This is a genomic window from Metabacillus rhizolycopersici (assembly GCF_020075705.1).
Genome location: NZ_JAIQUM010000001.1, coordinates 171,830 through 198,452 on the forward strand (window position 1 = coordinate 171,830; position 26,623 = coordinate 198,452).

A 26,623-nucleotide genomic window follows, 5' to 3' on the forward strand; every position below is an offset into this window, starting at 1 on the left:
CTGATAGATAGCGAGAGTCACCACAGCTTTCACATTCAGTTATCCCCGAGCCTTCTCTTCTTAATATTTACAAAGAGCTAGTAGCTAGGGTTTTACTACTTGTTCATGCATGATAAACTTCTTATCTATTTATTTTCCATTCATTCTATTATTGAAATTGCAAAAACTCAAAACAACGAAAGCCCTACCTCTCTTTCGTCCTTACGGCTCCTAGTCCGTGCCAGTGTGAATTGATTTAACGTGTCTGTGATTTTATTTAAGACCTTTTTCAGGTCACATCCAGAAAACATTTCATTCACATTACACTATAATTAGTGAAGTCGTTAATAAGCACTTTTATTATTATAGATTATTTGTCATCAATTGTCAATTACAAACACATTTTTTGTAAAAACGTCACTAAATTCGCATTTACCATATTACCTTGGCTTCTTTTTCCACTCCCGAAAATTTCGGCATTTTCCTATTACTTGTTTCCCTACGAACATCTTCGCGAAATACTTTTTACTAATTTATGATTCTCTACTTGTAGAATTCAGTACACATGCGGCCCGTTAATAGGACCGCAACGTGATTAACCTCCACTTACAGGTGGTATAAACGCTACAACATCACCCGGTTGAACAAGATCCCCCTCAAGTGCATATTCTTCATTTACCGCGATCATCACATGCTCCAATGATCCTAGCTCGTATTTGGTTGCAACTTCGTTCTTTAACTCTTTCACAGTAAGCGGTGAATGTTCAATTTCTATTATCTCTTTCCCTACCTTTTCTTGTAAGTGAGCAAATAATAATACTTTAATCATTCTCTTCAACTCCTAATGGTTTCCCTTCTGGATATGATGTTTTTTCCAGTTGATCCCCAATCCACGATTCACCATCTTCCCATATTTCTTTTTTCCAGATTGGGACAATTTGTTTGATACGTTCAATCGCATATTCGTTCGCTTCATATGCATCTTTCCGATGTGGCGTAGAAACTGCGATCACAACAGCTATTTCCGTGATTTCTAATTTACCGATCCGATGAGTGATGGCAACTTTTGCATCATTCCATTTTTCATTTATTTCATACCCTATCTGCTCTAGCATTTTCACAGCCATTTTTTCATATGCTTGATACTCCAGTAATAGGGTTCTCTTCCCATAGGTAAATTCTCTTACAGTCCCGATAAATGTCGTAACTGCACCCGCTTCATTGCGTATCACTTTATTCGTTATCTCTTCTATTGAAATAGGATCTTTTACTACCTCAAACAAAGGTTTATTCAATCATTTCACCTACTTTATTCGTTAATAACCATTCGATACATTCTTTTGTATGATAAAAAGTTTGAAAGCGTTCTGTGATCTCTTTTGGAAGTTGGAATCTTGCAATAACACAGCTAATATTCAAGAGATCATTCAGCAACAGTAAATCCGCTTGTGATGTTACTAGTACTACTTTTGGATATGCTGCCAATTTAAAGCCTTCGACGACAATAACGTCTAATTGGAATTGACTATACAATGTTACCATTTGTGAAAGTGATAGGGACAATTTTTCTGAAGTAAGCACAAGTGAACCATTTCCCTCTACAAGAGTTACTTGCGCTCCCGCCTGGCGATGCTTCCCCGTATCCTTACGTTGATCATCCATTTTGATTGCCTCTAGATGCCCGTGATGTTTAATCGTACCTACCTTTAGTTTTTGTCTTACAGCTGCTTCAATATACTCAACAACAAAAGTGGTTTTCCCACTATTTTGATACCCTACTACTTGAAGGATTCTGCCCAAGATATTTCACTTCCAATTTGTTCCTCAACTAACAATACATCTACTTGATCACCTGTTTGAAATCCTCTCGTCCCCCCCGGCAAAACAATAAATGCATTTGACTCTGCTAGTGATGTAACGACATTTGATTTATCTAAGCCAACGGGCGACGCTATTAACTCTCCTTTCGCAAACGAGAGCTTCCCTCTGACAAATCGCGTAAAAGGATTCGCTTTTAAGAAATCCTTCCCTAAATTAGCTGTTACTTTCCGAAGATGAGGCTTTTCAGAAGATAAATAGGATCGAACGATCGGCCTTACAAATAATTCAAATCCAACATAGCAGGCAGACGGATTACCAGAAAGACCGAATAATAATTTCCCATTATATTCAGCAACTGTTGTCACACTCCCAGGTCTCATCGCCACTTTATTAAATAAAACATTTGCACCTAAACGCTTATAAATCTCTGGTAAATAATCATAGTCGCCAACGGAAACACCCCCAGTCGTAATCAGAAAATCAACGTTAGATAGCGCATTTTTAATCGCTTCATAGCATTCATCAATATCGTCCATTAGCTTACCTAAATAAATTGGTTCTGCTCCACTTCGTCTCGTTTGCGCTTCAATCATAAATGAATTACTATTTCTTATTTTTCCAGGTACAAGCTGTTCACCTACATCAAGAAGCTCACTACCAGTCGCAATGATTCCTATAGTAGGCTTTTTTATAACTGTCACGGTTGCATATCCAAATGTAGCAAGAAGCGCGATCGTACCTGGAGTGATATAGGCACCCTTTTTAACGAGCGTACTTCCTTGCGGGGTGTCTTCCCCTTCAAATGAAATATTATCTCCGCTATTGAAGGGCCTTTTTATTGACATAAACACTTTTTCTTCCTTCTCAAACACTTTCGTTAATTCTAGCATCACAACTGCATCGCAGCCGTTAGGTAGTTGTGCACCAGTCATAATTCTAATTGCTTGCATTTCTCCTAGTACAAACTCACTGACACTACCTGCACCGATTTCATCAATGACTTCAAATTCGACTGGTTGATCAGTACTCGCAAGCTTCGAATCGATTGAACGGATTGCAAACCCATCATATGGCGAGCGATCAAATGGAGGTACAGGGTGGTCTGCGATTAAATCTTCTGCTAAAAACCTTCCATAACTTTCTCGCAAAGAAACTTGTTCCTTTTCACCTAGTACCGAATATCTCATCACTCTTTCAATTGCTTCCTTTACGGCTAATGGCCTTCTTCTCTCTACCATCAAATTCACTCCGGTCTGTTATAAGATTCTGATATTTTACCATTAGAAAGTAGCTTTGTGTAATCTTCTTGTGAATTTATGTTACTAAAAACCTTCGCATCTACAGCCAGCTCTTGTTCAGAAGCATAGATGACGTCTATTTTTTTAAGGAATGACATCATTTTATACTCATGTTTCAACAGTTGCTTTTCAAGCTTTGCAAAAATAGATTGGTGATATACCCCAATCAACGGATGGTGCTTTCCATTAACCCTCGGGATAATCGCCGTTACACTAGAGCTTCTCATATCTAGCAAACTATGCAAGGTGCGTTTAGAGATGAACGGGATGTCACATGAAACGACGACATACCATTCTGCCTCGATATTTTTCATCGCCGTATAAATTCCAGCTAACGGCCCTTTCCCTTTTACTTTTTCATCATCAACTAGCACCTGACACGACGCCATTTCTTTAAATTGATCTATCAAGTCCTGATGACTGATAATCACTTGCTGGTTGGATACTTCTTTTAGAGCAAAATAGGAATGTTCCCAAAAGAATCGACCTTTAAATTTTGCGAATGCTTTCTTTCCACCGAACCGTCTAGATTCACCACCCGCTAATAACACACCGACTGTTTCATGCAAAATTCTGTACACTCCCTCACCTATTAATTTTCAATTTAACAACCATAAAGCGAGATTTCCCTTAATCTTCACGTGCAAAAAAAGTCAGTTACCACAAGATGGGTAACCGACTTCTTTTCGAACATTACTTATTCTGCATTTTCATTTTCTGCTAGAACACGATTCACACGCTTCTCTAGCATTTTCATTCCGCTTCCACCTGCTTGGAAGTGACGAAGCTTGCCTTCTTTATCAAAAACATAGTATGCAGGAACATATTGGTTTTCTAATTTCTCAGTGAATTTATGTTCACTATCAACAAAGATTGGTTGGTTAATATCGTGTTCTGCTGCAACTTTTTTAATTTCTTCAATGTTCAAATCGTCTTCTGAACGAGGCATATGAACAGCAACAACATTTAATTTATCTTTATATTGATCACGAAATTCATTTACTTGTGGCATTGCTTCTTTACATAAATGACAGCTTATAGACCAGAAATGAATTAGTGTTGGCTTCTCGCCAATTAATTGATCTTTTGTAACTTCGCCATTTAACCATTCCGTTGCACCAGTTAATTCTGGCATTGGCTCACGTAATTTCATTATTTTCCCCTCCGTAAATAAAAATGTACCAGCGCCTTATTCAACTCAAACAATTAAGACACTCATGAAATAAAAATGTTTTTATCTTCATTTCATGAATGTCTAGACCCCAGTAGGTTTAGGCACCAGAGATCGACACAACAAGTTATTCTTTAAGGTATGAAAAGCGAAGGCTTAATTTTATCCCGCAGATCAAAATTAGACGCTTATCACAGCTTATAAGACTATCACTTTCTTGTTAAAAAAGGGCTGACATTATTCCATCGTCAGCCTCTTTTTCAACCTTGCCTATTTACAGCTTATAGAGTAGCTTGACCTGGCTTCCAGTTTGCTGGGCAAAGTCCACCAGTTTGAAGCGCTTGAAGCACACGTAGTGTTTCGTCTACGTCACGTCCGATGTTGTTGTGGTTAACTACAGAGTATTGTAGTTCACCTTCTGGGTTAATGATGAATAATCCACGAAGAGCAATACCTTCTTCTTCGATTAACACACCATATTCACGTGAAACAACATGGTTAGTATCAGCAGCTAGAGTATATTTTAAATCCCCTAAGCCATTGTTTTTACGATCAGTATTAATCCATGCTAAATGAGTGTGGATTGTATCAGTAGAAACACCGATTACTTCTGCATCTAAATCTTCAAATTCGTCGAAACGATCGCTCATTGCAGTGATTTCTGTTGGACAAACAAATGTGAAATCCATTGGATAGAAGAAAAGAACTGTCCATTTGTCGTTTTTCATATTCTCTTCTAAGCTTACTTTACCAAATTCTTTGTTTGCTAATACTGCCTCCATTTCAAATCGTGGAGCTTGTTTTCCTACCATACGTTCTGCCATTATGTAATCCCTCCAAAAATAGTTTGCCAATTTATTTGGCTTTTTTAATTGAGAATAAAAAAACAATCTTCTCAATTAATAACTTGTCCTCTATACAGTGTTTATTATAGGACAAGCTTCCTTTTTAGTCAATATTAGATAATAATAATTTTAAGATAGATATATTTACTATCTACTTAACAATTTCATTATCCCCTAATCGCAAAGTAAAATTCAACTTTTTTGCCTTTGTACCCCTTTTAGAAACTCCACTTTTTATCCTTACACTTATCTATAAAAAACCGTATACGATCGTCATTTACGCACGGAAATACTACTTACTTTATCCAACTTTCTCTTTATTTATCGCTTTGTTTTCGTACTTTTTTGACGACTTTAGCTAAACTTCTTCATTTTTCAACAATTTCTGTTTAACATAATAGGGAATGAACTATTCTTTCTTTCCAAAACGATGTGTTAATTCTAAAAAGGATGAAAGAACTTTACTATGAAAGGATGTTGTTTGAATGGATTTTTTTCAAAACGTAGATTGGTCATCAATTCTAAAAGATACGGGAATTATTCTTTTGAAGCTCATCGGAATTATCGCTGCTTTCTTGATTGTCAAAGCAATCGGTCGTAGAGTCATAAAGAAGATGTTTCAACGTTTACAAGCACGTCATAGTATATCAACTGGTCGAGCATTAACACTACAAAGCCTATCATTAAACGTTTTATCCTATACGCTCATTTTCATATTCATTGTGATGGTATTTGAAGTATTTGGTTATAATGCTACGGCTTTATTAGCAGGTGCAGGAGTTGTTGGGCTTGCAATTGGTTTTGGCGCACAAGGATTAGTGAGTGATGTTGTAACTGGTTTTTTCCTTCTCTTAGAAAAACAAATCGATGTAGAGGATTATGTTACAATTGCAGGATTTGAAGGAATCGTTGAACAAGTCGGTCTTCGTACGACACAGATTAGAGGATTCGATGGCACTCTCCATTATTTACCCAATAGACAAATTATCAATGTGAGTAATCATTCCCGAGGAAATATGCGGGCCCTTGTTGATATCGGGATTTCATATGATGACGATATTGATCAGACAATTGCAATTTTACAAGAGGTTTGTGAACGGATTGCTGCTGAAGATGTTAGCATCGTTGATGGTCCAAATGTACTTGGTGTACAAGCACTCGGTGCATCAGATATCATCATTCGTATAATCGCAAAAACAGAGAACGGTCAGCAATCGGCAGTTGAACGAAAGCTTCGTAAAACAATAAAGGAACAGTTAGAGGCTAATCGGATTGAAGTACCGTTCCCTCATCAAGTATCAATTGAAAAAAAGAGTAACTAGAATCATTTTACATGGAGCAAAACCCTTGAGTGGTTAGTTCATATTTCACCGATGCCTAATCTAATGCTTTCTATCTGCTAAAAAAGGAAAGAACACAATTTTAGGTGCTCTTTCCTTTTTTATCTTATCGATTTATTTTGCTTTCAACTTGCTGGCAAATTTCATCAGCTGTTAAACCACTTGCTTGAACAACAGACCCAGCTGTCACCGCATTGCTTATCCCCATTACATTTGCATCCTGACCTGTAATCACACAACAATCACAGCCTTGTGCATCACTTTCGTTTTTTAATTGGACAACATCATAGCCTTTTTGTTGTAAAGCAGCAGTTACATCTGATAATGAATCTTCCACACCAATTTTTGGCATTGTTTATCCACCTCCTACAAGTATTGTGTACAGAGATGGGTAAAATATACATTTTTATGTTATAGCGAAACTATAAAATTCTTGTACTATGGCTAAGCGCACGACATCCAGCGCAAGCGTCCGGCCCCTCTATGGTCTACAGACGATCAGGAATTGAAGGTAAAACACCTTCTATTCCTGATCGTCTTACGCTATGCCTGAGGCTGATCAAGGCGCTTCCGCTTTTGTTATTCCTGATTTGCCTTAAACGTAATATACTTACTCATCAGCTCAACTGCTACGCTAATCGCCTCTTCATTAGGTGTAAGCTTTGCATGATGCAACCCGTATGGAGAATCAACTCCAAGCCAAAACATAAAGCCTGGAATTTGATCAATCATATAACCAAAGTCTTCTCCCGTCATTGCTTCCGTTGCTTCTTGGACAGTGAAATCTGAGTTAGCTGAAATAAACTCCATAAATTCAGTTGTTAACTTTTCATCATTATAAACTTGATGATACATTGAACCATAATCAATAGTTGCTTTACATGTGTATCCTATTTCCACACCTTTTACAAGAGCTTCAATTCGCTCTTTCACCTTATCCATCGATTCAACAGAAAGCGTGCGAATTGTGCCTTCAAGTCTAGCATTTTCAGCGATAATATTCTGAACAGTACCGCTTGTGATTTTCCCGATTGTAATAACAGCACTATCAAGCGGATCTACATTTCTCGCAACAACCGTTTGAAGCTGCGTTACAAGCGAACATGCGGCAACAACCATATCATTTGTAGTGTGGGGATAGGCAGCATGTCCACCCTTACCTTTCAAATCTATAAACAATTCAGATGTATTCGCAAAAAGGAGCCCTGACTTAGTGGAAATTGTTCCAACTGGAAGCTCTGGTGCAATATGTAACGCTGTAATAATATCCGGTCGCCATTCTTTTGCAATGTTACTATTTAACATCGGTTCAGCACCACCCGGTCCTTCTTCAGCTGGCTGAAATAAAAACAAAACATGATCCGCAATTGGATTTTCCACAAAATGCGAAAGAATCCCTAGCGCAATTGTCATATGAAAATCATGGCCACACGCATGCATATAGCCAATATGTTCTGATTCGAAATCATAATCCGTTTCTTCAAGAATTGGTAATCCATCAATATCCGCACGATAGCCAATCGTTTTTGTAGGATTTGTCCCTTTCACTAAAACAAAAATCCCTGTTTCCCACATTTTCACTTCGATTCGATCTTTCGGGTACTGACTAATTACGGTCAATAAATACGCTTGAGTTTTAAATTCTTGGAATCCAATCTCTGGAATTCGATGAAGATCCCGACGAATTTCCACTAGTTTTTCTCTATCCAACTTACAACACCTACCTATACTTAAGGCGTGGATTTACATCCACGCCTTCTTTAATAATTTGTTCCGAAATCAAATCTCAAGGTCAATGGTACTAAACATCTCTTCGTTTACTACTGATTGATTTCGAAACCACTTTTTTACTTATAATTGTCTTAATTCTTGCTTAATTTCTGTTTTAGATTTTGTTTTTTCATCGATATCTTTAATTTTGCGAGCTGGAGTACCAGCTACAACGGTATATGGTGCTACGTCATCGATAACAATGGCTCCTGCTGCTACAACTGCACCTTTACCAACTCTCACACCTTCTAAAACTACTGCGTTTGCCCCGATCACAACGTCGTCTTCAATGATAACTGGTTGTGCAGAAGGCGGTTCGATAACACCTGCTAAGACTGAACCAGCACCAATATGACAGTTTTTACCTACAGTTGCGCGCCCGCCCATAACAACGTTCATATCGATCATAGAGCCTTCACCGATGACACTACCAATGTTGATTGAAGCCCCCATCATAATCACTGCGTTATCTCCAATTTCAACTTGATCACGAATGATTGCCCCTGGCTCAATACGTGCTTTCACACCTTTAAGATCAAGTAAAGGAATTGCAGAATTACGACGATCATTTTCAATTACATAATCTTCAATTTTATCTTTATTGTTCTCAATTGTTTCTTGAATTTCAGCCCATTCACCAAACACTACACCAGTATTACCAGTTAAGAAAGTTTGTGCCGACTCTCCAAAATTAACACCTTCGAGATTTCCTTTTACATAAACCTTTACAGGTGTAGATTTTGTACTATTTTGTATAAATGAAATAATCTCATTTGCATCCATCATTTTCATATATATTTTTCCTCCTTAGACGAGTTTTTTTTCATTCATTAATGTATCAAACGAGCAAACACTTGACAAGAAATGTTTTTATTTTTTTTTAAAATCTATCATCTCAGGCAAGAGTAACCTTTCCTTAAGTACTGTAAAGGGCGCAGCCCAATGAGTAGGGAGGGGGGGAATTGCCTTTTCGCACAGCAAAACACTTGTTTCTACAGCGCAATATTCCTGAACATATTGTTCATTGACAACTGAACATAGAAGGTTGCGGAAAGAAAAGAAGCTCTTCCATGTAAAATGTTCAAGCCAACTACAACAGCCGAGGCACACAATTGTGTGAACCCCAATAAGCTGTAAAAGAAGTCCCAACGGCAAGACCAATGGGATAGAGGGGGGTGTTTATCGCACACCATTGTGTCAACTCCACTAGCGTTAAGCGTTCAAAAATGTTCGATACGTTAGAAAATTAAGTGGCGGGAGTATTCATACTTTGACTAAATTCCTTTGCAATATCTAAAAAGGCTTTCACCTGTTTTAATTTAAACGAGGATTCAAACCCCAATAGCCAAGTGTCCCTTTCAAGCGGTTTGCCATTTTCATCGAGCAGTGGAATTTTGTAAATATCTCGCTCCTCTTCCTTTAAAGTAACAGATGGTAATATTGCATAACCAATACCATTGTATACCATCTGTTTACATGTTTCGATCTGATCTACAATAATTGTTCGTTTAGGAGTTGTGTGGAATTTACGGTGCCACCACTCTTGAATTTCTTGATAATATGTTGAGTCGCTCTTAAATTGTATAAATGGTCTTTCTGTATGTAAAACATCTTCTATTTTTCTTATTTCTGTGTCCACTAGATAAAGAGTATCCGTAAGGAGGTGCTCTTTAATCCCTTTCCACTCGGGATCTCCTCGAATAATTCCAATATGGACATGATCTTCATACATACTTTTTAGAATTTCACTACTCCAGCCAGTAATAAGCGAGATTTTCGCATGTGGGTACTTTCTAACATATATTTTTAAAACCTCTGGAAGCCAATTCTGACCTACGATTGACGCTACTGCAAGCTTTAACGTTCCATGTACCTCTCCTTCTAATTCTAAAATTTGTTCTCTGACCTTTTCTTCTTTTAAAACAACTTCTCGAGCAAAGGAAATTACCTTTTCTCCAGCGGGAGTTAAAGATAGGCCCTTTTGTGATCGAATAAAAATCTGAAATCCCCATGATTTTTCTATTGATTGCAGTCTTTGCGAGAGCGCCGGTTGTGAAACAAACAATCGTTCCGATGCTTTCCTCATATTCTTCTCCTCTGATAAAACGACTAGGATACGTAGTTCTGACGTTTGCATGACAAAACACCTGCTTCTTAATAAGTTTATCCTTATACAATTCGATCATTTGATTTTCCCTTTTAAATGATATGATAAGGATGTATTAGCGTTTTGTAAACGAGATAATCCATTCCAGGATAGTTTGCGGAAGGCAAAGACACTTTCACTAGTCAACAAAACTAAGGAACAAAAGCGCTGGAGCTAGATGTCGTGCACTTATCCACAGTACAATAATTTTACAGTACGCTATAACATAAAAAAACGATATTAATGAAGATTCCACCTCATTAACATCGTTTCAGTACAATTTATCCGCCACCACAATTGATTATTGTTCCATCCGTTTTTTTAATTGTTTTAATATTGCTCTTCTTGTAAATATTCCTTCAAAAACATTCTCGGCATTTTGAACACATACAAAAGAATGATTCACAACAAGATCAAGTCCTTTTTCCAACTTATCATGTAAATTCAATCTAGGAATACTTGTATTCATCACTTCTTCTACTTTAATATTTTCCAATTTTTCAAATTCAATCCGTTCTAGTCCAAAAATATTTTCCATGATTACCGTCATACTTATTAATCCATGGAGCTTGAATGTTGGATCTAATACAGGGATAGCAGTATACCCTGTTTTTGTTAGTACAAGCAAAGCATGCTCTAAATTGTTACCAACTTGCACGTGTGCAACCTTATCCCCTGGTATCATTAATTCTTGTATCGGAATATTCATTAAATCACCGTCTTCGAAACTATGCATAGTTGTTCTTCCTCTCTAAAAAAACATTGTCTAAACCACTTAAGCTGATAAAGAGGTTATTTAGCAAGACTTATCGGATCAATACTCCCCAACTTTCTTAGAATCAGTGGTAAATTATCCTATTCTATCATAACATAAAGCCAATCAGTTATTATATGAAAACGCTTAATTTTTTATTAAAATGCCAAATTCTCCATTTTTTTTAGCTGCTATTCCTATAAATTACAATTTTGAAATAAAAAAATGATACCCTGTTGAGTATCTCATTTAACAATCATTATGACCAATTTTAATTAACTATATTTTACATCTATCTTCTAATATGTAATCTTTTATTTTTGCCTGAATCGATCATATAACGAAACCAACTGACGATAAGTATCTTTATCCACACTTTTTTCACCTGATTCAATATCATTTAATTCACTACTAATAATTTCGATTTCATAATGTTGATTAAACAAAACTTCAAGTAGTATTTTTTGATCATCAGATGTTAATTTCTCAATTTCATTTTCCATACGAACCCTCCTGCTTAACCTCATGTACCTAATTCAAGAAAATATTACTTTGTATATCGATTGGCATAGCTGAAAGCAGTATAAGACTCTGGTTTAATTTTAGCCTCGATTCCCATAGCTTCAATCCTACCCGTCATTTCCTGAATTAATTCCTTTGTCATGCCCTTTCTGCCAATATCCAGATGGATTTCAAAAAGTAGATCTGCTCCTTCATCTGCAAATGGTATTAATAAATCAGAAATTTCAACTAAATATTTTGTAATAAAATAATAAGCCACTTCTTGACTAAGCGCCGTTTCCATTGAAATCTTTTCTCGCACACTAAAGATAGGTCGTTTCACACTATGGCACTTTAAGCATCCCCATGCGCCTTTCCCCTTCCGATGAAGATGAATGGCAGTTATAAATTTCGTCTCATTTTGATGAACATGAGAATCCGATCCAATTGATAATACATACTCTGATCGTGGATCTTTTTGAATAAAGCCTTTTATATGCTCAATGACTGCTTGAAAAGAAATTTGTTTTTCAGAGAGATTATAAAAGGTAAAAGATTCGGTCATATCACAACTCCTTCTCAGTAATTTCTATTCACTTTCATTTAACATAGTAAAATCCCCCTTATTAAATATATGTCTTATGCAAGCCAAATTATGAACAATTTATTTCGTTCAAATTTGGTACGCACCGATTAGTCTTATTTGTTTCGCTACTATCTCAGTAAAGCACCTATTCAAGATCAATGTTACCTATTATTGACACACATTCGTTCGAATTAAACATTTTCTTGAGCAAAAGCGATACTCACTTAAAATTCTTATTATGTAAGGAACAAAAGCGCAAGCGCCTTGATCAACCTCGGGCAAATAAGACAATCAGGAATAGAAGATGTTTTTCACCTTCAATTCCTGATTAGCTATAGAACCTAGAGGGGCCGGACGCTTGCGCTGGATGTCGTGCACTTATCCACAGTACAAGAATTTTATAATTTCCTAAACGACTAAAAAAATAGCCATGCCTAATAGGCATGACTATTCTCCTTTACTCGTCTCAATATTTCGAATGGATTCATGGCAATGAGCACAGGTAAAGATAACATTTTGATTAGATTGTGCTGTTAATGATTTAGTCAGTGGTTGCTGTACTTGACAAAACGGACAAATTACCTTTAGGTCTTTTCTCATTTTGCCTCCCTAATTGTCTTGAATTATCTGTAAGTAATTCTCTTACTTCAATTCTAAGTGTATAGAAAGAAGTCTTGTGCGACTAGGGTGTCTCCGATAAGTTCAACTAATCATCAATGAAAATCCACTGATGATTAGTTGAACATTATTGGAGAAGATCAAAGATTTCCATTGCTATCATATCAATATTATCAAATTGATATGACTGTGGTTTTTCTCCCTTTTGATAAACCTCTAACTCATATGTGTTACTCTTATCAAAGTATTTTACACTACAACGCTTTTCTCCTTCTACCTCAAAAAAACGTTGAAAAGGCTCACCTGATTCTGCATTTTCTTGCAAATTTTGTAATCTTGTAATGATACCTAAAAGCTGTGACATTTTTATTTCCCCCTACCGGAAGAGTTAACGTAATAACTGATTCCTTAGAATTAATATATTTTACTCTACCATACATTCTATCCACTAAACAACGATTCAATAATCAGTATCTTTACTTTGTGCTTTTTCAATTTTACACTATGTATAAAAAGATTACCAAATAAAATTCCGATGTCACCTTGACCCTCGAAAATAAAAGAACCAACCATTCAATTGTGAAAATAGCCCTTACTATTGTAACACATATTCATTTGTTTCATGCATGTAGTGTAAAATTACTTTTTGAAAAAAGTCGAAAAGATTTACAGCCTGCCTAGTTATCGACTAAAAACAAAAAAAGCTTAGTGACCAGCCAAGCTTTTTTTGTTTCTATTAAAAGGGGGTTTGGGAAAACATGAGTTTAAGACCAATCAAATTCCTAACGTTACGTGTCTACATACATATGAATAGTATGGGACAAGAAATCAATTGATTATCTTTCTCATTTATAATGATAATGATTATCAATTTCGTTGTCAATACTTTTCTTACTTTTTGTGATAAAATCGAGTAACGTTTCTCTCACTTTCGAAATCATTCAATGAATGGCTACTCTTTTTGCTAGATAGTAATCATTAAAAATGCTTTTTGATTGCATTCCATATGTACGAACAAAAAACACTTTATATAAATCTTTAAAGGACTGATTACCTTCTAATGAGGCATGATTAAGACCTAGCACTTGCTTAAATGGCGCATAATCTTTTGAGGTATTTTCTGTATTTAAAAGTCCCGTTTGATAAAACTCATTCCCCCCTATTTGTAACTTAAATTCTTCTAGTAATATTGTTTTTTCTCTAACGAAATCTTGATGTTTTACTTCATTTTCAATCGAGTAAATCTTCCAGCCTTTTGATGTATTATGCATTTTCACCACTTCATAATGATCACTATAAGTTACGGGCCCTTCTGAAGAAGCAGGAAAGAATTCAGAGACTATGCGTTCGCTTCCATGTTCAAACACTTTCGTATTTTCATCGTACGTAAAAAATGGAATCGTATACATCGGAAAGTCCGTACCATACACAATGAATTGATCATCAAGAGCATGAACATTTTCTTTCATATACTTTTCAATAAAATCATTCTCGAAATAAGTTGATAAAATTCGCTTAATCTCCTCCTTTGATCTTGCTGTCTCCGTCAATGAAACTTGTGAATCAAATGCATTCTGTATATGCCTCAAAACTGTTTCTCGGGAAGATCCCTCAAGTTCATCCGCAAATGCTTGCATAGAAAATAATAAGGACGTAATACACAGGAATAGACTAATAAGCAAACTTTTTCGTACCATATAACTCATCCTTTCTTCTCTTTCCGATATTATGGACAAGTATTCTATTTTATTTTACCAATTTTTTCATTACAAATATTCAACAATAGTTCGTAAAATTATCTAATAAAGCGACAGTATGTTTATTCAATCTACATTTATTTACGACAAAAAGCAGCGGATCAAATACCGCTGCTACGTAGATTTCGAAGCGATTAAGTAAAATGAGACTACCACCAGTAGGGATTTTCTTTTCCCCCTTACATAAAGGGTCACTTTATAATAATCCTTCTTGTTCATATAAAAACTCATACGATAAATCTATAAATAGATAGTGATTCTGGTTTAAAGGATATGAAAATGTTCTGATCAAATCACCTTTTTCAATATCACTATAAACATCACTTAGAAATCCTTTTTTATCGGTACGCATTTTGAAGATATTTGCCAAGAAATACGGACGCCAACTCCAATTCCTCAAAAAGTATTGTGGCTGTATTTCCCACTTTTCACGCTTAAAGATGTTCACCGATTGTTGAAAACCATCTTCATCACAAATATAAATTCTAAAGCAACAGTCATCTAATTGAATAGAAAGCTCCTCTAATAATTGATTGTAATCAACATATTGCTTACCAATTTTCGTTATAAGATAATGAATTCGTTGATGAAAATTTTCTGTAAAACGATAGAGTCTTTCAAGTTTCCTTTTTTCTGTTGAAATATAATGCTGAAACTCTTCCTTTAACATGTCTTTACGATCATCCCGGCTAACAAATTGTCGCTTTGGCTTAGCTAATAAATAGCCCTGATAGTATCTACCACCGTTTTTCCATGCGTATTGAAGCTGAAAATCGACTTCAATATCTTCATATAAAAGAGTGGCACCTATTTTCCTCGCTAACAATGAAATTGAATATAATACATCATAATAAGATTGAAGCGGTGATGATAGGCGTAATGGATGTAAATCAATTTTTAAAATATCAGGTGATAGTATTCCAATTCGATCTAAATTACTACTAGCCTTACCAATATTATCAATCGCAATTTTTATGCCATATGTTCGATAATATGTTAAAAGATGATAGAGTTGATCTACATCTCCCTTAAAATCATGCTCAGTAATCTCCAACACAACTTGCTCGAGTTTTAACCCAGTTTTCTGCTTTTCTATTAACAATTGAAGAAAGCTCTCCCCATGATCAATCATTAATAAATTCGCATTTCGATTGATAAAAAGATAAAGTTCAGAATCCTGCAACTGCAAAAATTCTTCGATGGCATAATGTAAAAGATAATCATCCACTTCAATCCGATACTCGTCTGGAACATTTTCATCTTGAAAAAATGGCCCTAAACTTTGAATAACATCATTTAGTTGAATTCTACCTAAAACCTCATAGCCGATTACCAATTGCTCATCCGCGCTAAAAATTGCTTGGTAATATGGAAATACCTTATCCAAGTTTGTCATTATATCAAGTGGATCCATTGCAATCTCCTTCTTATTATCTTTCTATTGCTTGCATGAAAGGAAATATGGACGAAACGTCTTAACTTCGATTAATCTAAATCAATTTAGATAAAAAATCCAATAATATCAGCAACCTTTATTATTTTGCTGCTGTCATATCACAGGATTGAAATTGTATTTATGCAATACAATTTCCCCTTCAAAGTACAATAAGACAATAAAACGCCATTTGTATGATTATACCATATTCGAATGAAAGTCAGGTGAACAAAGCGATTAGAAATTGAATTTGAACGATTACATAGCAAACTTACCGAGGGCTATTATTGAGACATTATTATAAAAAGTCAATTAGATGACATCTTTGATTTTCAATAGAAGTCATAATTTAAACCATGATATACTACTATATAAGGTAATATTCTGATTTTCTATTAATCTCATATCCAAATTCGTACGGTATCGAATCATCAATTCAAAACTAAAGTAAGACTTCCCTTAGCCAGTAGAGGCAGTTTATCAAAAAACGGATTATATCATTGACATCCTATGTTTGGGTTATTCTACACGTAATTATGATAATACGAGACTTACCTTTAACTTTACGTGTAGTTATCCCATCTATCTTCTATGTTCCTTCTGAATCATGAGATGGGAGATTTATTGCCTGTTATGAATGGAATAAAGGGATTTCTGGAATAAATTAATGGAGAATGGTTGGAAAACATGACAAAACTATATTCAAGAAGATCGTTTTTAAAAGGTCTTTTTACCTTTTCCCTTACTAGCATGTTAACAGTTGCCGGGGGCTATACATATGCACGGCATATTGAACCAGCATTATTAGATATTACGAAAAAATCAATAACACATCCAAAAATCCCTTTAGCATTTGATGGCTTTAAAATTGTACAATTTAGCGACACACATTTAAGTGAATTCTTCACTTTAAATAAATTAAATAAAATTGTTACAAAGATAAACCAACTTACTCCTGATCTCATCATTTTTACAGGGGATTTAATGGATGAACCAAATCAATATAAGCAAATTAATAATATTGCGCCTATTCTTCAAAAATTAAAAGCTCCATTTGGCAAATATGCAGTTTATGGAAATCATGATCATGGCGGTTATGGAACAGACATTTATCGAAACGTTATAACAATGTCTGGTTTTACACTTTTACAAAACGAAGTCACAAATGTCTCTATGCTTGATGGTAACAAAATAGGAATTGCAGGCCTAGATGATTTAATGTTAGGGAAACCAAACTTTGAGAGTACTCTTGGTAATTTAAAGGAAGATCGTTTTAATATCCTATTAGCCCATGAGCCTGACGCAGCCCTTAAGGCAAAAGCATACAACGTTAATTTCCAAGTATCAGGACATAGTCATGGTGGTCAAATACAGGTTCCATTCTACGGTCCTCTCATTACACCTCCATATTCCACCGTCTATTCTGAAGGGATGTACGATGTCGGAAAAATGAAGCTATATGTGAATCGTGGTCTAGGAACAACGAGACTCCCGTTTAGATTTTTATCCCCCCCTGAAATTACGATATTTACTTTATATTCAAGATAAATACCTAACGAAACAATTCTATTTCTATCCAACAAAAAAAGCAGACATCCTGTAAATGGAGTCTGCTTCATTTCAAATAATCTTATTCTTCATCTTCCATGACGCGATACGCCTTTTCAAATAATAATAATTGGCTATCGATAATAGGATCATCGGTACCTCTTACTACATAATGATAATCACCATTCGCATCCTGCTCACGTGTTTTACAATTATCAGCTAATTCAGATGCCAAGATTTGATTCACTCGTTTCTTAATTTCTCCATCATAAATTGGAAATAAAATTTCTACTCGTTTTTCCATATTCCGAGTCATCATATCAGCTGATGAAAGATAGGTTTTTTCCTCACCATTATGGTGGAAAAAGTAGATTCTACTATGTTCCAAAAATCTTCCAACGATACTTCGCACTTTTATGTTTTCACTCACACCCTTAATACCTGGTCGTAAGCAACATGTTCCACGAACAATTAAATCGATTTTAACACCTACATTTGATGCTTCATAAAACTTGGTAATAATTACTTTATCTGTTAACGAATTCATTTTTGCAATGATGCGGCCATTACCAAATCTTTTATGAAAATTAATTTCTTCATCAATCAATCGGATAAAGTCTATTCTGATATCAAAAGGTGCAACGGATAAGTGATGAAATTCCGGTTTTTCTGTATATCCGCTTAAATAATTAAAAAAGTTTGTAGCATCGATGCCGAATTTTCTTTTTGAAGTAAGTAATCCCATATCCGTATAAATTTTCGCAGTTTGATCATTGTAATTCCCAGTACCTAAATGAACAAAGCGCTCAATGCGATTATTCTTTCTTCTAACAACGAGTGTAATTTTGCTATGAGTTTTTAAATGAGTCATACCATAGATTACGTGGCATCCTGCTTTTTCAAGCTCTTTGGCCCATTGAACGTTATTTTCTTCATCAAATCGAGCTTTAAGCTCTACTAAAACAGTTACTTGTTTACCATTTTCGGCTGCTCGTTTTAACGCATCAATAATCGGCGAATCACCACTTACTCGATAGAGAGTTTGTTTGATTGCTAGTACGTCCGGATCATTAGCTGCATCTGAAATAAATTCTACAACAGGTTCAAACGATTCATATGGATGATGTAAAAACACATCCCGCTCAGAAACCTTTTCGAAAATATCCTCATCTGAAGCAAGGTCGCGCGGAGGTTGGGGTATTAAGGTTTCATAGACTAGATTCTCTCTAATTCCAGCTAATTCCTTATAAAATCCGAATAATAATGTTAAATCTAAAGGACCGTCAATTTCATAAACATCTTTTCCATGAATTTCAAGTTCTTCAGTTAGATACCGCAATATATTTTGATCAAAACCTTTATGTTGAATTTCGAGGCGAACCGCCGCACCCCATTTACGTTTCTTCAATTCCTTTTCAATCTCTTTGAGTAAATCCCTTGCCCCTTCTTCATGAATTGTCATGTCGGCATTTCTCGTAATTCGAAAAACAGAAACTGAAACAACTTTGTATCCTTTGAATAATTTATTTATAAAATAGCTAATAATATCCTCCAATAGGATAAATTGTACTCTCTCATCGATAGAATCAAGACGAACAAAGCGCTTAATTACAGATGGGACTTGGACAATAGCTGTCTTCATTCGGTTTTCTTCAATCTCATCCTCATCTTCAATAACAATCGCTAAGTTTAAACTTTTATTTAATAGCATCGGAAAAGGACGATATGCATCAACAGCCATCGGTGTTAAGACAGGAAAAATATGTTCGTCAAAATAATCTTCTATTTTAATTAATTGATCCTTCGTTAAATCTTCCATTTTAAGAAACTCAATATTTTCTTCATTAAGCTTCGGTAAAAGAACTTCATTATATACTTCATATTGTAGTTTAACTAACTCATGCGTTTTTAGACCAATATGATTTAATTGCTGTTTAGGAGTCATCCCAGCTTTGTTTTCAGGTTTATTAAAATCTGCTTTAACTTGATCCTTCAGTCCTGCAACACGGACCATAAAAAACTCATCAAGATTTGAACTAAATATTGCTAAAAATTTCAACCTCTCTAATAAAGGATTACGTACATCGAATGCTTCTTCAACTACACGTTTATTAAAAGCAAGCCAACTTAGTTCTCTGTTGTTATAATACTTGGGACTTTGAAGTTCAATAGTATTTTTATTTAATGTATTCATTCTCTAGGTCACCCTTTTATTCGACAATATCTTACGTTTTTTATAATATCATTAACATTTAATTCAATTGTAAATTTAACGTAAATTTTATGTTATTTTTTTGTAAAAATAAAATCAAACATAAAAGATGAATGAATGTAACATCCACAATATTAACCAATTACTTCATCATATAATATATCCGCACCACGAATATATTCACCCAACCTTTCATTCTTATTCAAGGTTTAATAGCAATTCTATCAAATCTTTGTACCTCGATTGGTCGTCCGTTAAATATGATACGTGCCTTCTATATAGTGTAAGTATCTTACTGCACATTCATTAGGGATAAACACGAAAGTCCTTGTAGCGCTCCATCTATCGATTTCATTAAAGCATTACGTAGGGAATATACCCAGTTATTAAACTGAAAATTGTACATCAATTGATTTCTTTAACACCTTCTCCAAATGTTTCTTCTGTTTTTCTACTTGATACTGTTCTGGTCCCCAATCCTTGTTACATTTAATAATGAATAGAAGTCCATTACCCTTTTCTTTTAAATCGATGTGTTCAACAATATTTCGTTTTGTTGCATTTAAGCTATAGGCAAACTTTATGATTGCTCCTAGTAACCTGTATTTATATAACTCCTCTTTTGAAAACCATTCACTAAATTGTCCTACATTTCGATTGAATTCTGCCTTACTCGTAAATGAAGCAATTAAAGCTAAAACCAACCGCTCTTTATGTAACAGCCCATCAATTGTTCGGTTAGCTAATAAATAAAAGGTATGCTGACTACTAGATTCGGAATCAATATATGTTCCGATATTGTAAACAAATGCACCACGTTTTAATAGAAGTGATTCATTTTTGTCTATGGTAGTAAGTCCAACTTTGTTTAATAAGTGAGCGATCTCCATCGTGCTATTCGTCACGTAAAACACATGATCAGTATCGATATTATAATCTGTTGCTAATTCAAAAAAACTTTCTTCGATAACATTTGGAAAGACAGACAGCCCAAAATCCTTTGTAATTTCTTCAAAGAAAACCCCATCACGTAACCCTTTTCTACTTAAAGTAAAACGATCAGTCTTTACAATATCCATTAATCCTTTAAACGTTTCGATTGCTGGTATGATGATGTCTGCACGATCCTTTGCCAAACCATCAACTCGTTGCAATTCAGAAAATGGAAGAGATTGCAAAAAGGTATTTACCTCATCAATTTCTTGATAACTCATTAAATATTGATGGACTCCTGCAAGTGGGTAGCCAATTCGTTCTTGATGAACTTGGACCATATTTCGTGCACTACCACCTATTCCGATAATCGGTAACTTCCTATCAGAAAGCCATTCAAGGGATGAAAGTTGATCAACTAAATAAGACCGAAGTTCATTCAATTCATCTACAGTAGGTACGTTCCCTTTCACAAATTGCTTTTTTAGTGATAATGCACCGAAAGGAAAGCTATGATAATTAATTAACTTCCGATTCACAAAATATGTAAGTTCGGTACTTCCACCACCGATATCTATCGTGATTCCGCTTTCAAACGGGGTTGTATTGACGACTGCTAAGTAGCCGAAGTATGCCTCTTCATAATCAGATAAAATCCGCATTGAGTAATCGGTTTCTTCACTAACTCTTTGAAGAACTTCTTGTTGATTTTTGGCATGGCGAATTGTTGCAGTAGCTACACACCTAACTTCTTCTAGTTTGTGATGCCTTGTAATTTCTTGAAAACTTCGAAGTGTATTTATTAATTTACAAATACCTTCTTCCACCAAAATTCCATCATCTGATAAATAATTTCGAAGGCGTGCAACCGATTTAACATTTTCAATTTCTTTTAATCTACCACTTTTCTCACGAAAATAAATAACAAGTCTCATTGTATTTGAACCGATATCAACAATAGCATACTTTTCTTGATTCACTATCAACACCCTATCTCGTTTAAAATAAGGTACATTATAACATATTTGAACATATGGTAATACTGTCTAAGTATTTATTGTTTGATTTAAATGAGAAGAGGAGGGTTTGAATGCAACACATTGTTAAGCAAGGTGAAACACTTGGATTGATCGCCTTAAATTATCGGATATCGTTAAAGCAAATACTTGCTGTTAATAACATTAGCGATCCAGCTCACATCTATATAGGGCAGAAAATTACCATTCCAAACCTACCAGATCCTAATTCCATCCCCTATTCTATTCATATTTCCATTTCTACTAAACGTTTAATTCTAAATAGAAACGGACAAGTTGTTAAGGCGTATCCTATTGCTGTTGGAAAAATAGTTACCGCAACACCTGTTGGTGATTTTGTAATTGTCAATCGAGAACCGAACCCAGGTGGGCCATTCGGAGCAATGTGGTTAAGTTTATCTAAGATTCATTACGGGATTCATGGTACAAATAATCCCTCCTCAATTGGAAAATCAGTCTCACTTGGCTGTATAAGGATGTACAATCATGATGTTCTAGAATTAGCATCACTTGTTCCAAATGGGACTAGAGTATCAATTAGACCTTAAGATTTTATTAAGAATGTTTGAGAGTAGTATTCAAACAATAGAAAATCCCTTATAATTACATTTGTATGTTCTAATAATCAGGAAATTCCCATAAAACCAGACTTATCTTCGCATTTACAAGCAGCTTTCCTTCCATCCCGACCTTGATTCACTAACTGGGAGAGATGGGATATCACTGCTATTCATTACGGGGTAAAAAGAATTACTATCAATCCAATTATTTTTCTTAAAACCGCACTTACAAGTTCCAATGCTTCTTATGCTAAACATTGGAACTTGTAGATCTAGAAATTTAAGGAGCAAACGTATGGAAATTTTTCGCAATCGGAACTTCGTAAAATTATTTTATGCGGCACTATTTTCACAAATGGGGACAACAATCGGCAATATGGCTTTTGCATTCTATCTTTTGGATCATTTTAGCCACCAGCCTTACTATGCAACTTTAGCTGAGCTAATGTATTCCTTACCAACTATTTTGGTGTTTTTTCTTGTTGGTGTTGTTGCAGATCGTTTTGATCGTAAAAAGGTAGCCGAGAACTGTGATTGGATTCGAGCTGGATTAACCTGTTTTTTATTCGTTGCACTCTTCCTAAACTCAATTCCACTCGTTTTCCTTGTATTATTTATACGAAGTGCTGTGACGAAATTCTTTTTTCCTGCTGAAAACAGTCTTGTCCAAGGAATTTTGAATCGGGAACAATATGCACAAGCAGCAGGATTAAACCAAATGCTCTTTAGTATTTTTTTAGTTTTTGGCGTTGGTATTGGTGCGGCGATCTATAATACAATTGGTATTTATGGAGCGGTATTCGTAGATTTAATAAGTTTTGTGATTTCTGGATTATTAATTCGTTTCTGTAACATCCCGATTTCAGCACGACTCCCAAATGGGAAGCTTGAATGGAAGAATATTAATATAAACTCAACACTATCAGACTTTAAAGGTGGTATTACTTATATAATAAAAAATCGTCTGTTAACTGTATTAGTTTTCGGATTTTTCATCTTCGGCATTGTAAATGGTGCCTTTGCTATCTTGCCGATGTTTAAAATGAAATATGAATTAACGCCAGATAATTATGAATGGTATGCATCATTTTTTGCTATTTCACTAGGATTAGGTCTATTGGTTGGAAGTGGTATTAGTACGGTTATCGCTTCAAAATTCAAACCACATCAATTAATGGTCTATCCCATTTTTATGACAAGTTTACTGATATTCTTTTTAGGCTTCACAAATAAAGTCTCACTATTTTTAATCATTGTATTCTTCATTGGTACATGCCTAGGTCCAATCAATGTAGCTATCGGAGGGTGGATTCCAAAAATAGTTCATCCCAAATTAATGGGACGGGTAAGCGGATGGATCGACCCTCTTATGATGTTCGCACAGTCGATTACATTAGGGATTATTGCTTTTTTATTTCCAAAAATAATTGAAACCGTAGACTACTTATATTATGGAATGGCCATAATCATTCTGCTCGTATCTCTTTTTTATGCTTTTACACTACCCAAATTAAGCAACGCATTTGAAGAAAAGGAAAAAAGAAGGCAACGAAAGCAAAGGACTACAAAAGCTAGCCCAAAAATTAATTCTATCTAGAAAGCATGGCCTAAGTGTCCTTCCTCGAAAGTTAATTTGGAGGAAGAACACTTTTTACTTTTTTATCTCCAACAGTTAACTAAAGAAACCTACCTTAATTTTGACAGGCAGATATTTCAAGCTATCTTCTAGACTTCTCTTAAATCATGAGATGGGGGTTTTTCTGTCCGCTAAGAAGGGGATATACGAATGTTACTTTTTCACCGATGAACAGAATTAGGTACAATTTGAGATTGCTAAATAAGAAAAAGGGGATTTTCATGAATCTTTGCGATGAAATATCCAAATACTAGTTGCAATTTACTGGTCCCTAAGTATAATTTAATTAGGAAATGTTCAAAATGAAAGTGCTTTAGAAAAGGAGCGAAACAATGGACGATCATAATCGACTCGATCCAGCAACTAAACAATCAACCGAAAACCTCGCACAGGCTATTTATACCATTAACCGCCATGCAAAAACTGCACCAAATCCAAAATTTTTATATACCTTAAAAAAGAAAGCCTTAATAAAGCTTGTATTTGAAGGTAAGGCAAAAAAAGAAGGTTTACATTTTTCAAACAATCCAAAATTTAGCAAGCAGCAATCAGATGTGCTTGTATCAGCTGGAGACTATTACTTTCATATGCCTCCTACGAAAGATGACTTCAATCAACTTCCACATTTAGGATCATTGAATCAAACATATCGTAATCCTAAAGCTCATATGCCCTTATCAAAGGCAAAAATCCTTTTACAAAGTTACGTAGGGATGAAAGAAGACAAACACCCACCTAAAACAAATCAATCTAAAAGAACACATACATACGAAAAGCCAGTGTTTAAAAAACTTGGAGAAAGTTATAGGTAAAACGAAATGCGGAAGCGCCTTGACCAGGTCCGACAGCATAAGACGTTCCTGAATAGAAGGTGTTCTTTACCTTCAATTCAGGAACGTCTTATGACTCGAGGACCTAGGCGCTGCAGCTGGACACCAACACCTTGTCTAAAGACTTTATTACTTCATATCTATCATTTAAAAACGAGGAAATCCCATTATTACCTTTTAGTAAATGTTTTTTTTAACCACCAAACAGCTCTTCAACATTCCACCTTAAGTCATGAAAAAAGCTTGGAATTTCTGTATCAGTTAATCCATCATACAGGGCATCAACAAGATGATGATAGTACCATGCTTGTTTTTCATAGCCACGGTTAAAATAACTCCATACCTTGTCTCCATGTTTTTGATATTGTTGCAGTAAATCATGACTATTATCTAGTTTATCCGCAGCAATTAATGCTTTTATCTGTATTGATGCTGTCTTAGTCTTTACAATCGTTTTACCTTTTCGTACTTCCCATTCCAATGATTTATCTTCTGAATTGGCTATGACAAGCTGCACAATTTCATGACCAAATAACCCTAAGAGCTGTGTTTCCGTTACATTCGTATCCTCAATAATATCGTGCAAATAACCAGCAGCTATTACCTCATTTGAAAAGCCTGCATTCCCTAGTATGAAAGCAACGTTCTCCAAATGTGTAAAATAAGAGGCACCACTAATTTTTCTAAGTTGCCCCTGATGTGCGTTCTCAGCAAAACTTTTTGCTAAATCGATCATTGCTGTTCATCACTCCAAAAAAGATCACATGGATGATACTTCCGTAAGATCTCTATGTATTTTCTCTATAAGATTAATTCATCTATTTTCTGGACCAGTTCGCTTATTTCTGGTTTACTTATTTGTGCACTTGCCTCTACCATTTGACCTTTATGCTGCAAATCTGCTGTGATAAGCGATGAAAAAATAACGACAGGGAGGATTGATAAAGCTTGATCCTCTTTTATTCGTTTTGTGAGATGATGCCCATCCATTTGCGGCATTTCAACATCAGTAATAACAAGCTGGACCTCGTCTTCAATTGCCTTTTTTGCTTCAACGATCGAATGTAAGAACGCCAACGCATCTTTTCCATTCTCAAAGAACTCAATCTGTTGGAAGCCTGCTTCATTTAACGTTTCTTGTAATAATTTACGCAATAATGGAGAATCCTCTGCTACGACAAGCTTTTTCATTGACCGCTCTCTTGTCCCTAATTTTTTCAGTTGATTCCTATTAATACCTGATTCTGGATTGATATCAACGACAATTTTCTCAAAATCTAATAACAATACCATTTCTTCATTTATTTTTACTACACCTGTAATTTGGCTTTCTAAGCCCTGATACATACCAGATGGTTTTTCGATATCTTCCCAAGATATGCGATGAATTTGTGTAACAGAATGGACGTGAAAAACAACCTTTGTTTTATTAAACTCCGTTATGATAAATTTCTCACTTTTAAGATCCTCACTAGGTTCAAATCCAAGCACTTTTGCAATATTTACAACAGGTAAAATTTCGTCACGAATCTCAACTATTCCCTCTACATTCGGATGAGAATGGGGAATTTTAGTTACTTTAACAGGTTGAATAATTTCTTTTACTTTTATAACATTTATACCAAACTTATTATTTCCAACTCCAAATTCAACGATTTCAAGTTCATTTGTTCCACTTTCAAGTAAGATTCCTTTTTGTTGATCCATTATTTTCTTCCTTCCATCTAAACAAGCTTATATACTATTTATATCGGTGAATATTTTGGAAATTCAAGTAGAAATCTTATATTGAATTATTTTCTGTATCCCCCTTTCATATGAAATCTTACTTTTTAATCAATTATCC

General features: G+C 35.1%; 27 protein-coding genes. 5 read left to right on the forward strand and 22 right to left on the reverse strand.

Annotation, left to right across the window (positions count from 1 at the left end):
• Window positions 1-574: 574 nt before the first annotated feature.
• The 7 genes from moaD to K9V48_RS00830 all read right to left on the reverse strand — a co-directional run bounded on the left by moaD (window position 575) and on the right by K9V48_RS00830 (window position 5,093).
• Window positions 575-808 carry a molybdopterin converting factor subunit 1 gene (gene moaD, locus K9V48_RS00800; RefSeq protein WP_224135992.1) on the reverse strand — a complete coding sequence of 78 codons (234 nt, stop codon included), beginning with the start codon at window positions 806-808 and terminating at the stop codon, window positions 575-577.
• Window positions 801-1,274 (reverse strand): molybdenum cofactor biosynthesis protein MoaE, encoded by a 474-nt coding sequence (locus tag K9V48_RS00805; protein WP_224135995.1) that lies wholly within the window; start codon window positions 1,272-1,274, stop codon window positions 801-803. The genes moaD and K9V48_RS00805 overlap by 8 nt, the downstream gene beginning before the upstream one ends.
• Window positions 1,267-1,779, reverse strand: a complete 513-nt coding sequence (mobB, locus tag K9V48_RS00810) for a molybdopterin-guanine dinucleotide biosynthesis protein B (protein WP_224135997.1) — start codon at window positions 1,777-1,779, stop codon at window positions 1,267-1,269. The genes K9V48_RS00805 and mobB overlap by 8 nt, the downstream gene beginning before the upstream one ends.
• Window positions 1,758-3,038, reverse strand: coding sequence for a molybdopterin molybdotransferase MoeA (locus K9V48_RS00815; RefSeq protein ID WP_224135999.1), 1,281 nt, complete (start codon window positions 3,036-3,038; stop codon window positions 1,758-1,760). The genes mobB and K9V48_RS00815 overlap by 22 nt, the downstream gene beginning before the upstream one ends.
• A 5-nt stretch (window positions 3,039-3,043) precedes the next feature.
• Complete coding sequence (locus tag K9V48_RS00820; RefSeq protein WP_224136001.1) at window positions 3,044-3,667, reverse strand: molybdenum cofactor guanylyltransferase; 624 nt, start codon at window positions 3,665-3,667, stop codon at window positions 3,044-3,046.
• Window positions 3,668-3,795: 128 nt separating this feature from the next.
• Complete coding sequence (locus tag K9V48_RS00825) at window positions 3,796-4,251, reverse strand: TlpA family protein disulfide reductase (protein WP_111615178.1); 456 nt, start codon at window positions 4,249-4,251, stop codon at window positions 3,796-3,798.
• 299 nt (window positions 4,252-4,550) lie between these two features.
• Window positions 4,551-5,093 carry a peroxiredoxin gene (locus K9V48_RS00830; RefSeq protein ID WP_224136003.1) on the reverse strand — a complete coding sequence of 181 codons (543 nt, stop codon included), beginning with the start codon at window positions 5,091-5,093 and terminating at the stop codon, window positions 4,551-4,553.
• Between the two features lie 506 nt (window positions 5,094-5,599).
• On the opposite strand from K9V48_RS00830, the gene K9V48_RS00835 reads away from it, so the two are divergent.
• A complete protein-coding gene (locus K9V48_RS00835; protein ID WP_224136005.1) occupies window positions 5,600-6,436 on the forward strand; it encodes a mechanosensitive ion channel family protein in 837 nt (278 codons plus the stop codon).
• Between the two features lie 124 nt (window positions 6,437-6,560).
• Here K9V48_RS00835 and K9V48_RS00840 read toward each other — a convergent pair whose 3' ends face one another.
• From K9V48_RS00840 to K9V48_RS00890, 11 genes are all read right to left on the reverse strand, one after another.
• Complete coding sequence (locus K9V48_RS00840) at window positions 6,561-6,806, reverse strand: YkuS family protein (RefSeq protein WP_224136007.1); 246 nt, start codon at window positions 6,804-6,806, stop codon at window positions 6,561-6,563.
• A gap of 227 nt (window positions 6,807-7,033) precedes the next feature.
• Window positions 7,034-8,164: an N-acetyldiaminopimelate deacetylase gene (locus K9V48_RS00845; RefSeq protein WP_224136009.1), complete on the reverse strand. Its 1,131-nt coding sequence runs from the start codon at window positions 8,162-8,164 to the stop codon at window positions 7,034-7,036.
• A 141-nt stretch (window positions 8,165-8,305) separates the two neighbouring features.
• A complete protein-coding gene (gene dapD / locus K9V48_RS00850; RefSeq protein WP_111615182.1) occupies window positions 8,306-9,016 on the reverse strand; it encodes a 2,3,4,5-tetrahydropyridine-2,6-dicarboxylate N-acetyltransferase in 711 nt (236 codons plus the stop codon).
• Between the two features lie 454 nt (window positions 9,017-9,470).
• On the reverse strand, window positions 9,471-10,361 hold the full coding sequence (ccpC, locus tag K9V48_RS00855; protein WP_224136010.1) for a transcriptional regulator CcpC: 891 nt from the start codon (window positions 10,359-10,361) through the stop codon (window positions 9,471-9,473).
• A gap of 310 nt (window positions 10,362-10,671) precedes the next feature.
• The gene (gene cbpB, locus K9V48_RS00860; protein ID WP_410429622.1) at window positions 10,672-11,106 is read right to left on the reverse strand and encodes a cyclic-di-AMP-binding protein CbpB; all 435 of its coding nucleotides are present in this window, start codon (window positions 11,104-11,106) and stop codon (window positions 10,672-10,674) included.
• A gap of 332 nt (window positions 11,107-11,438) precedes the next feature.
• Window positions 11,439-11,627, reverse strand: a complete 189-nt coding sequence (gene abbA / locus K9V48_RS00865) for an antirepressor AbbA (RefSeq protein WP_111615185.1) — start codon at window positions 11,625-11,627, stop codon at window positions 11,439-11,441.
• Between the two features lie 44 nt (window positions 11,628-11,671).
• On the reverse strand, window positions 11,672-12,190 hold the full coding sequence (locus K9V48_RS00870; RefSeq protein ID WP_111615186.1) for a ribonuclease H-like YkuK family protein: 519 nt from the start codon (window positions 12,188-12,190) through the stop codon (window positions 11,672-11,674).
• Between the two features lie 468 nt (window positions 12,191-12,658).
• Window positions 12,659-12,811: a hypothetical protein gene (locus K9V48_RS00875; RefSeq protein ID WP_224136012.1), complete on the reverse strand. Its 153-nt coding sequence runs from the start codon at window positions 12,809-12,811 to the stop codon at window positions 12,659-12,661.
• Between the two features lie 145 nt (window positions 12,812-12,956).
• Window positions 12,957-13,193 (reverse strand): YkuJ family protein, encoded by a 237-nt coding sequence (locus tag K9V48_RS00880; RefSeq protein ID WP_111615187.1) that lies wholly within the window; start codon window positions 13,191-13,193, stop codon window positions 12,957-12,959.
• A gap of 577 nt (window positions 13,194-13,770) precedes the next feature.
• Window positions 13,771-14,535: a DUF3993 domain-containing protein gene (locus K9V48_RS00885; RefSeq protein ID WP_224136014.1), complete on the reverse strand. Its 765-nt coding sequence runs from the start codon at window positions 14,533-14,535 to the stop codon at window positions 13,771-13,773.
• A gap of 247 nt (window positions 14,536-14,782) precedes the next feature.
• Window positions 14,783-16,000 carry an EAL-associated domain-containing protein gene (locus K9V48_RS00890; RefSeq protein WP_224136017.1) on the reverse strand — a complete coding sequence of 406 codons (1,218 nt, stop codon included), beginning with the start codon at window positions 15,998-16,000 and terminating at the stop codon, window positions 14,783-14,785.
• 708 nt (window positions 16,001-16,708) lie between these two features.
• Here K9V48_RS00890 and K9V48_RS00895 point away from each other — a divergent pair.
• Window positions 16,709-17,569, forward strand: coding sequence for a metallophosphoesterase (locus K9V48_RS00895; protein WP_224136019.1), 861 nt, complete (start codon window positions 16,709-16,711; stop codon window positions 17,567-17,569).
• An 82-nt stretch (window positions 17,570-17,651) separates the two neighbouring features.
• On the opposite strand, the gene K9V48_RS00900 is transcribed toward K9V48_RS00895, so the two are convergent.
• Together K9V48_RS00900 and K9V48_RS00905 are read right to left on the reverse strand one after the other, a co-directional pair.
• Complete coding sequence (locus tag K9V48_RS00900) at window positions 17,652-19,763, reverse strand: RNA degradosome polyphosphate kinase (protein WP_224136021.1); 2,112 nt, start codon at window positions 19,761-19,763, stop codon at window positions 17,652-17,654.
• A 404-nt stretch (window positions 19,764-20,167) separates the two neighbouring features.
• Window positions 20,168-21,694, reverse strand: a complete 1,527-nt coding sequence (locus tag K9V48_RS00905) for a Ppx/GppA family phosphatase (protein WP_224136023.1) — start codon at window positions 21,692-21,694, stop codon at window positions 20,168-20,170.
• 110 nt (window positions 21,695-21,804) lie between these two features.
• Here K9V48_RS00905 and K9V48_RS00910 point away from each other — a divergent pair, with 110 nt between their 5' ends.
• From K9V48_RS00910 to K9V48_RS00920, 3 genes are all read left to right on the forward strand, one after another.
• The gene (locus tag K9V48_RS00910) at window positions 21,805-22,299 is read left to right on the forward strand and encodes a L,D-transpeptidase family protein (protein WP_224136032.1); all 495 of its coding nucleotides are present in this window, start codon (window positions 21,805-21,807) and stop codon (window positions 22,297-22,299) included.
• A gap of 307 nt (window positions 22,300-22,606) precedes the next feature.
• Window positions 22,607-23,908 carry an MFS transporter gene (locus K9V48_RS00915; RefSeq protein ID WP_224136034.1) on the forward strand — a complete coding sequence of 434 codons (1,302 nt, stop codon included), beginning with the start codon at window positions 22,607-22,609 and terminating at the stop codon, window positions 23,906-23,908.
• A 371-nt stretch (window positions 23,909-24,279) separates the two neighbouring features.
• Window positions 24,280-24,759: a YkyB family protein gene (locus K9V48_RS00920; RefSeq protein WP_224136036.1), complete on the forward strand. Its 480-nt coding sequence runs from the start codon at window positions 24,280-24,282 to the stop codon at window positions 24,757-24,759.
• A gap of 211 nt (window positions 24,760-24,970) precedes the next feature.
• On the opposite strand, the gene K9V48_RS00925 is transcribed toward K9V48_RS00920, so the two are convergent.
• Window positions 24,971-25,513, reverse strand: a complete 543-nt coding sequence (locus K9V48_RS00925) for an HD domain-containing protein (protein WP_224136038.1) — start codon at window positions 25,511-25,513, stop codon at window positions 24,971-24,973.
• Window positions 25,514-25,578: 65 nt separating this feature from the next.
• Window positions 25,579-26,484 carry a chemotaxis protein gene (locus K9V48_RS00930; protein ID WP_224136040.1) on the reverse strand — a complete coding sequence of 302 codons (906 nt, stop codon included), beginning with the start codon at window positions 26,482-26,484 and terminating at the stop codon, window positions 25,579-25,581.
• Window positions 26,485-26,623 lie beyond the last annotated feature (139 nt).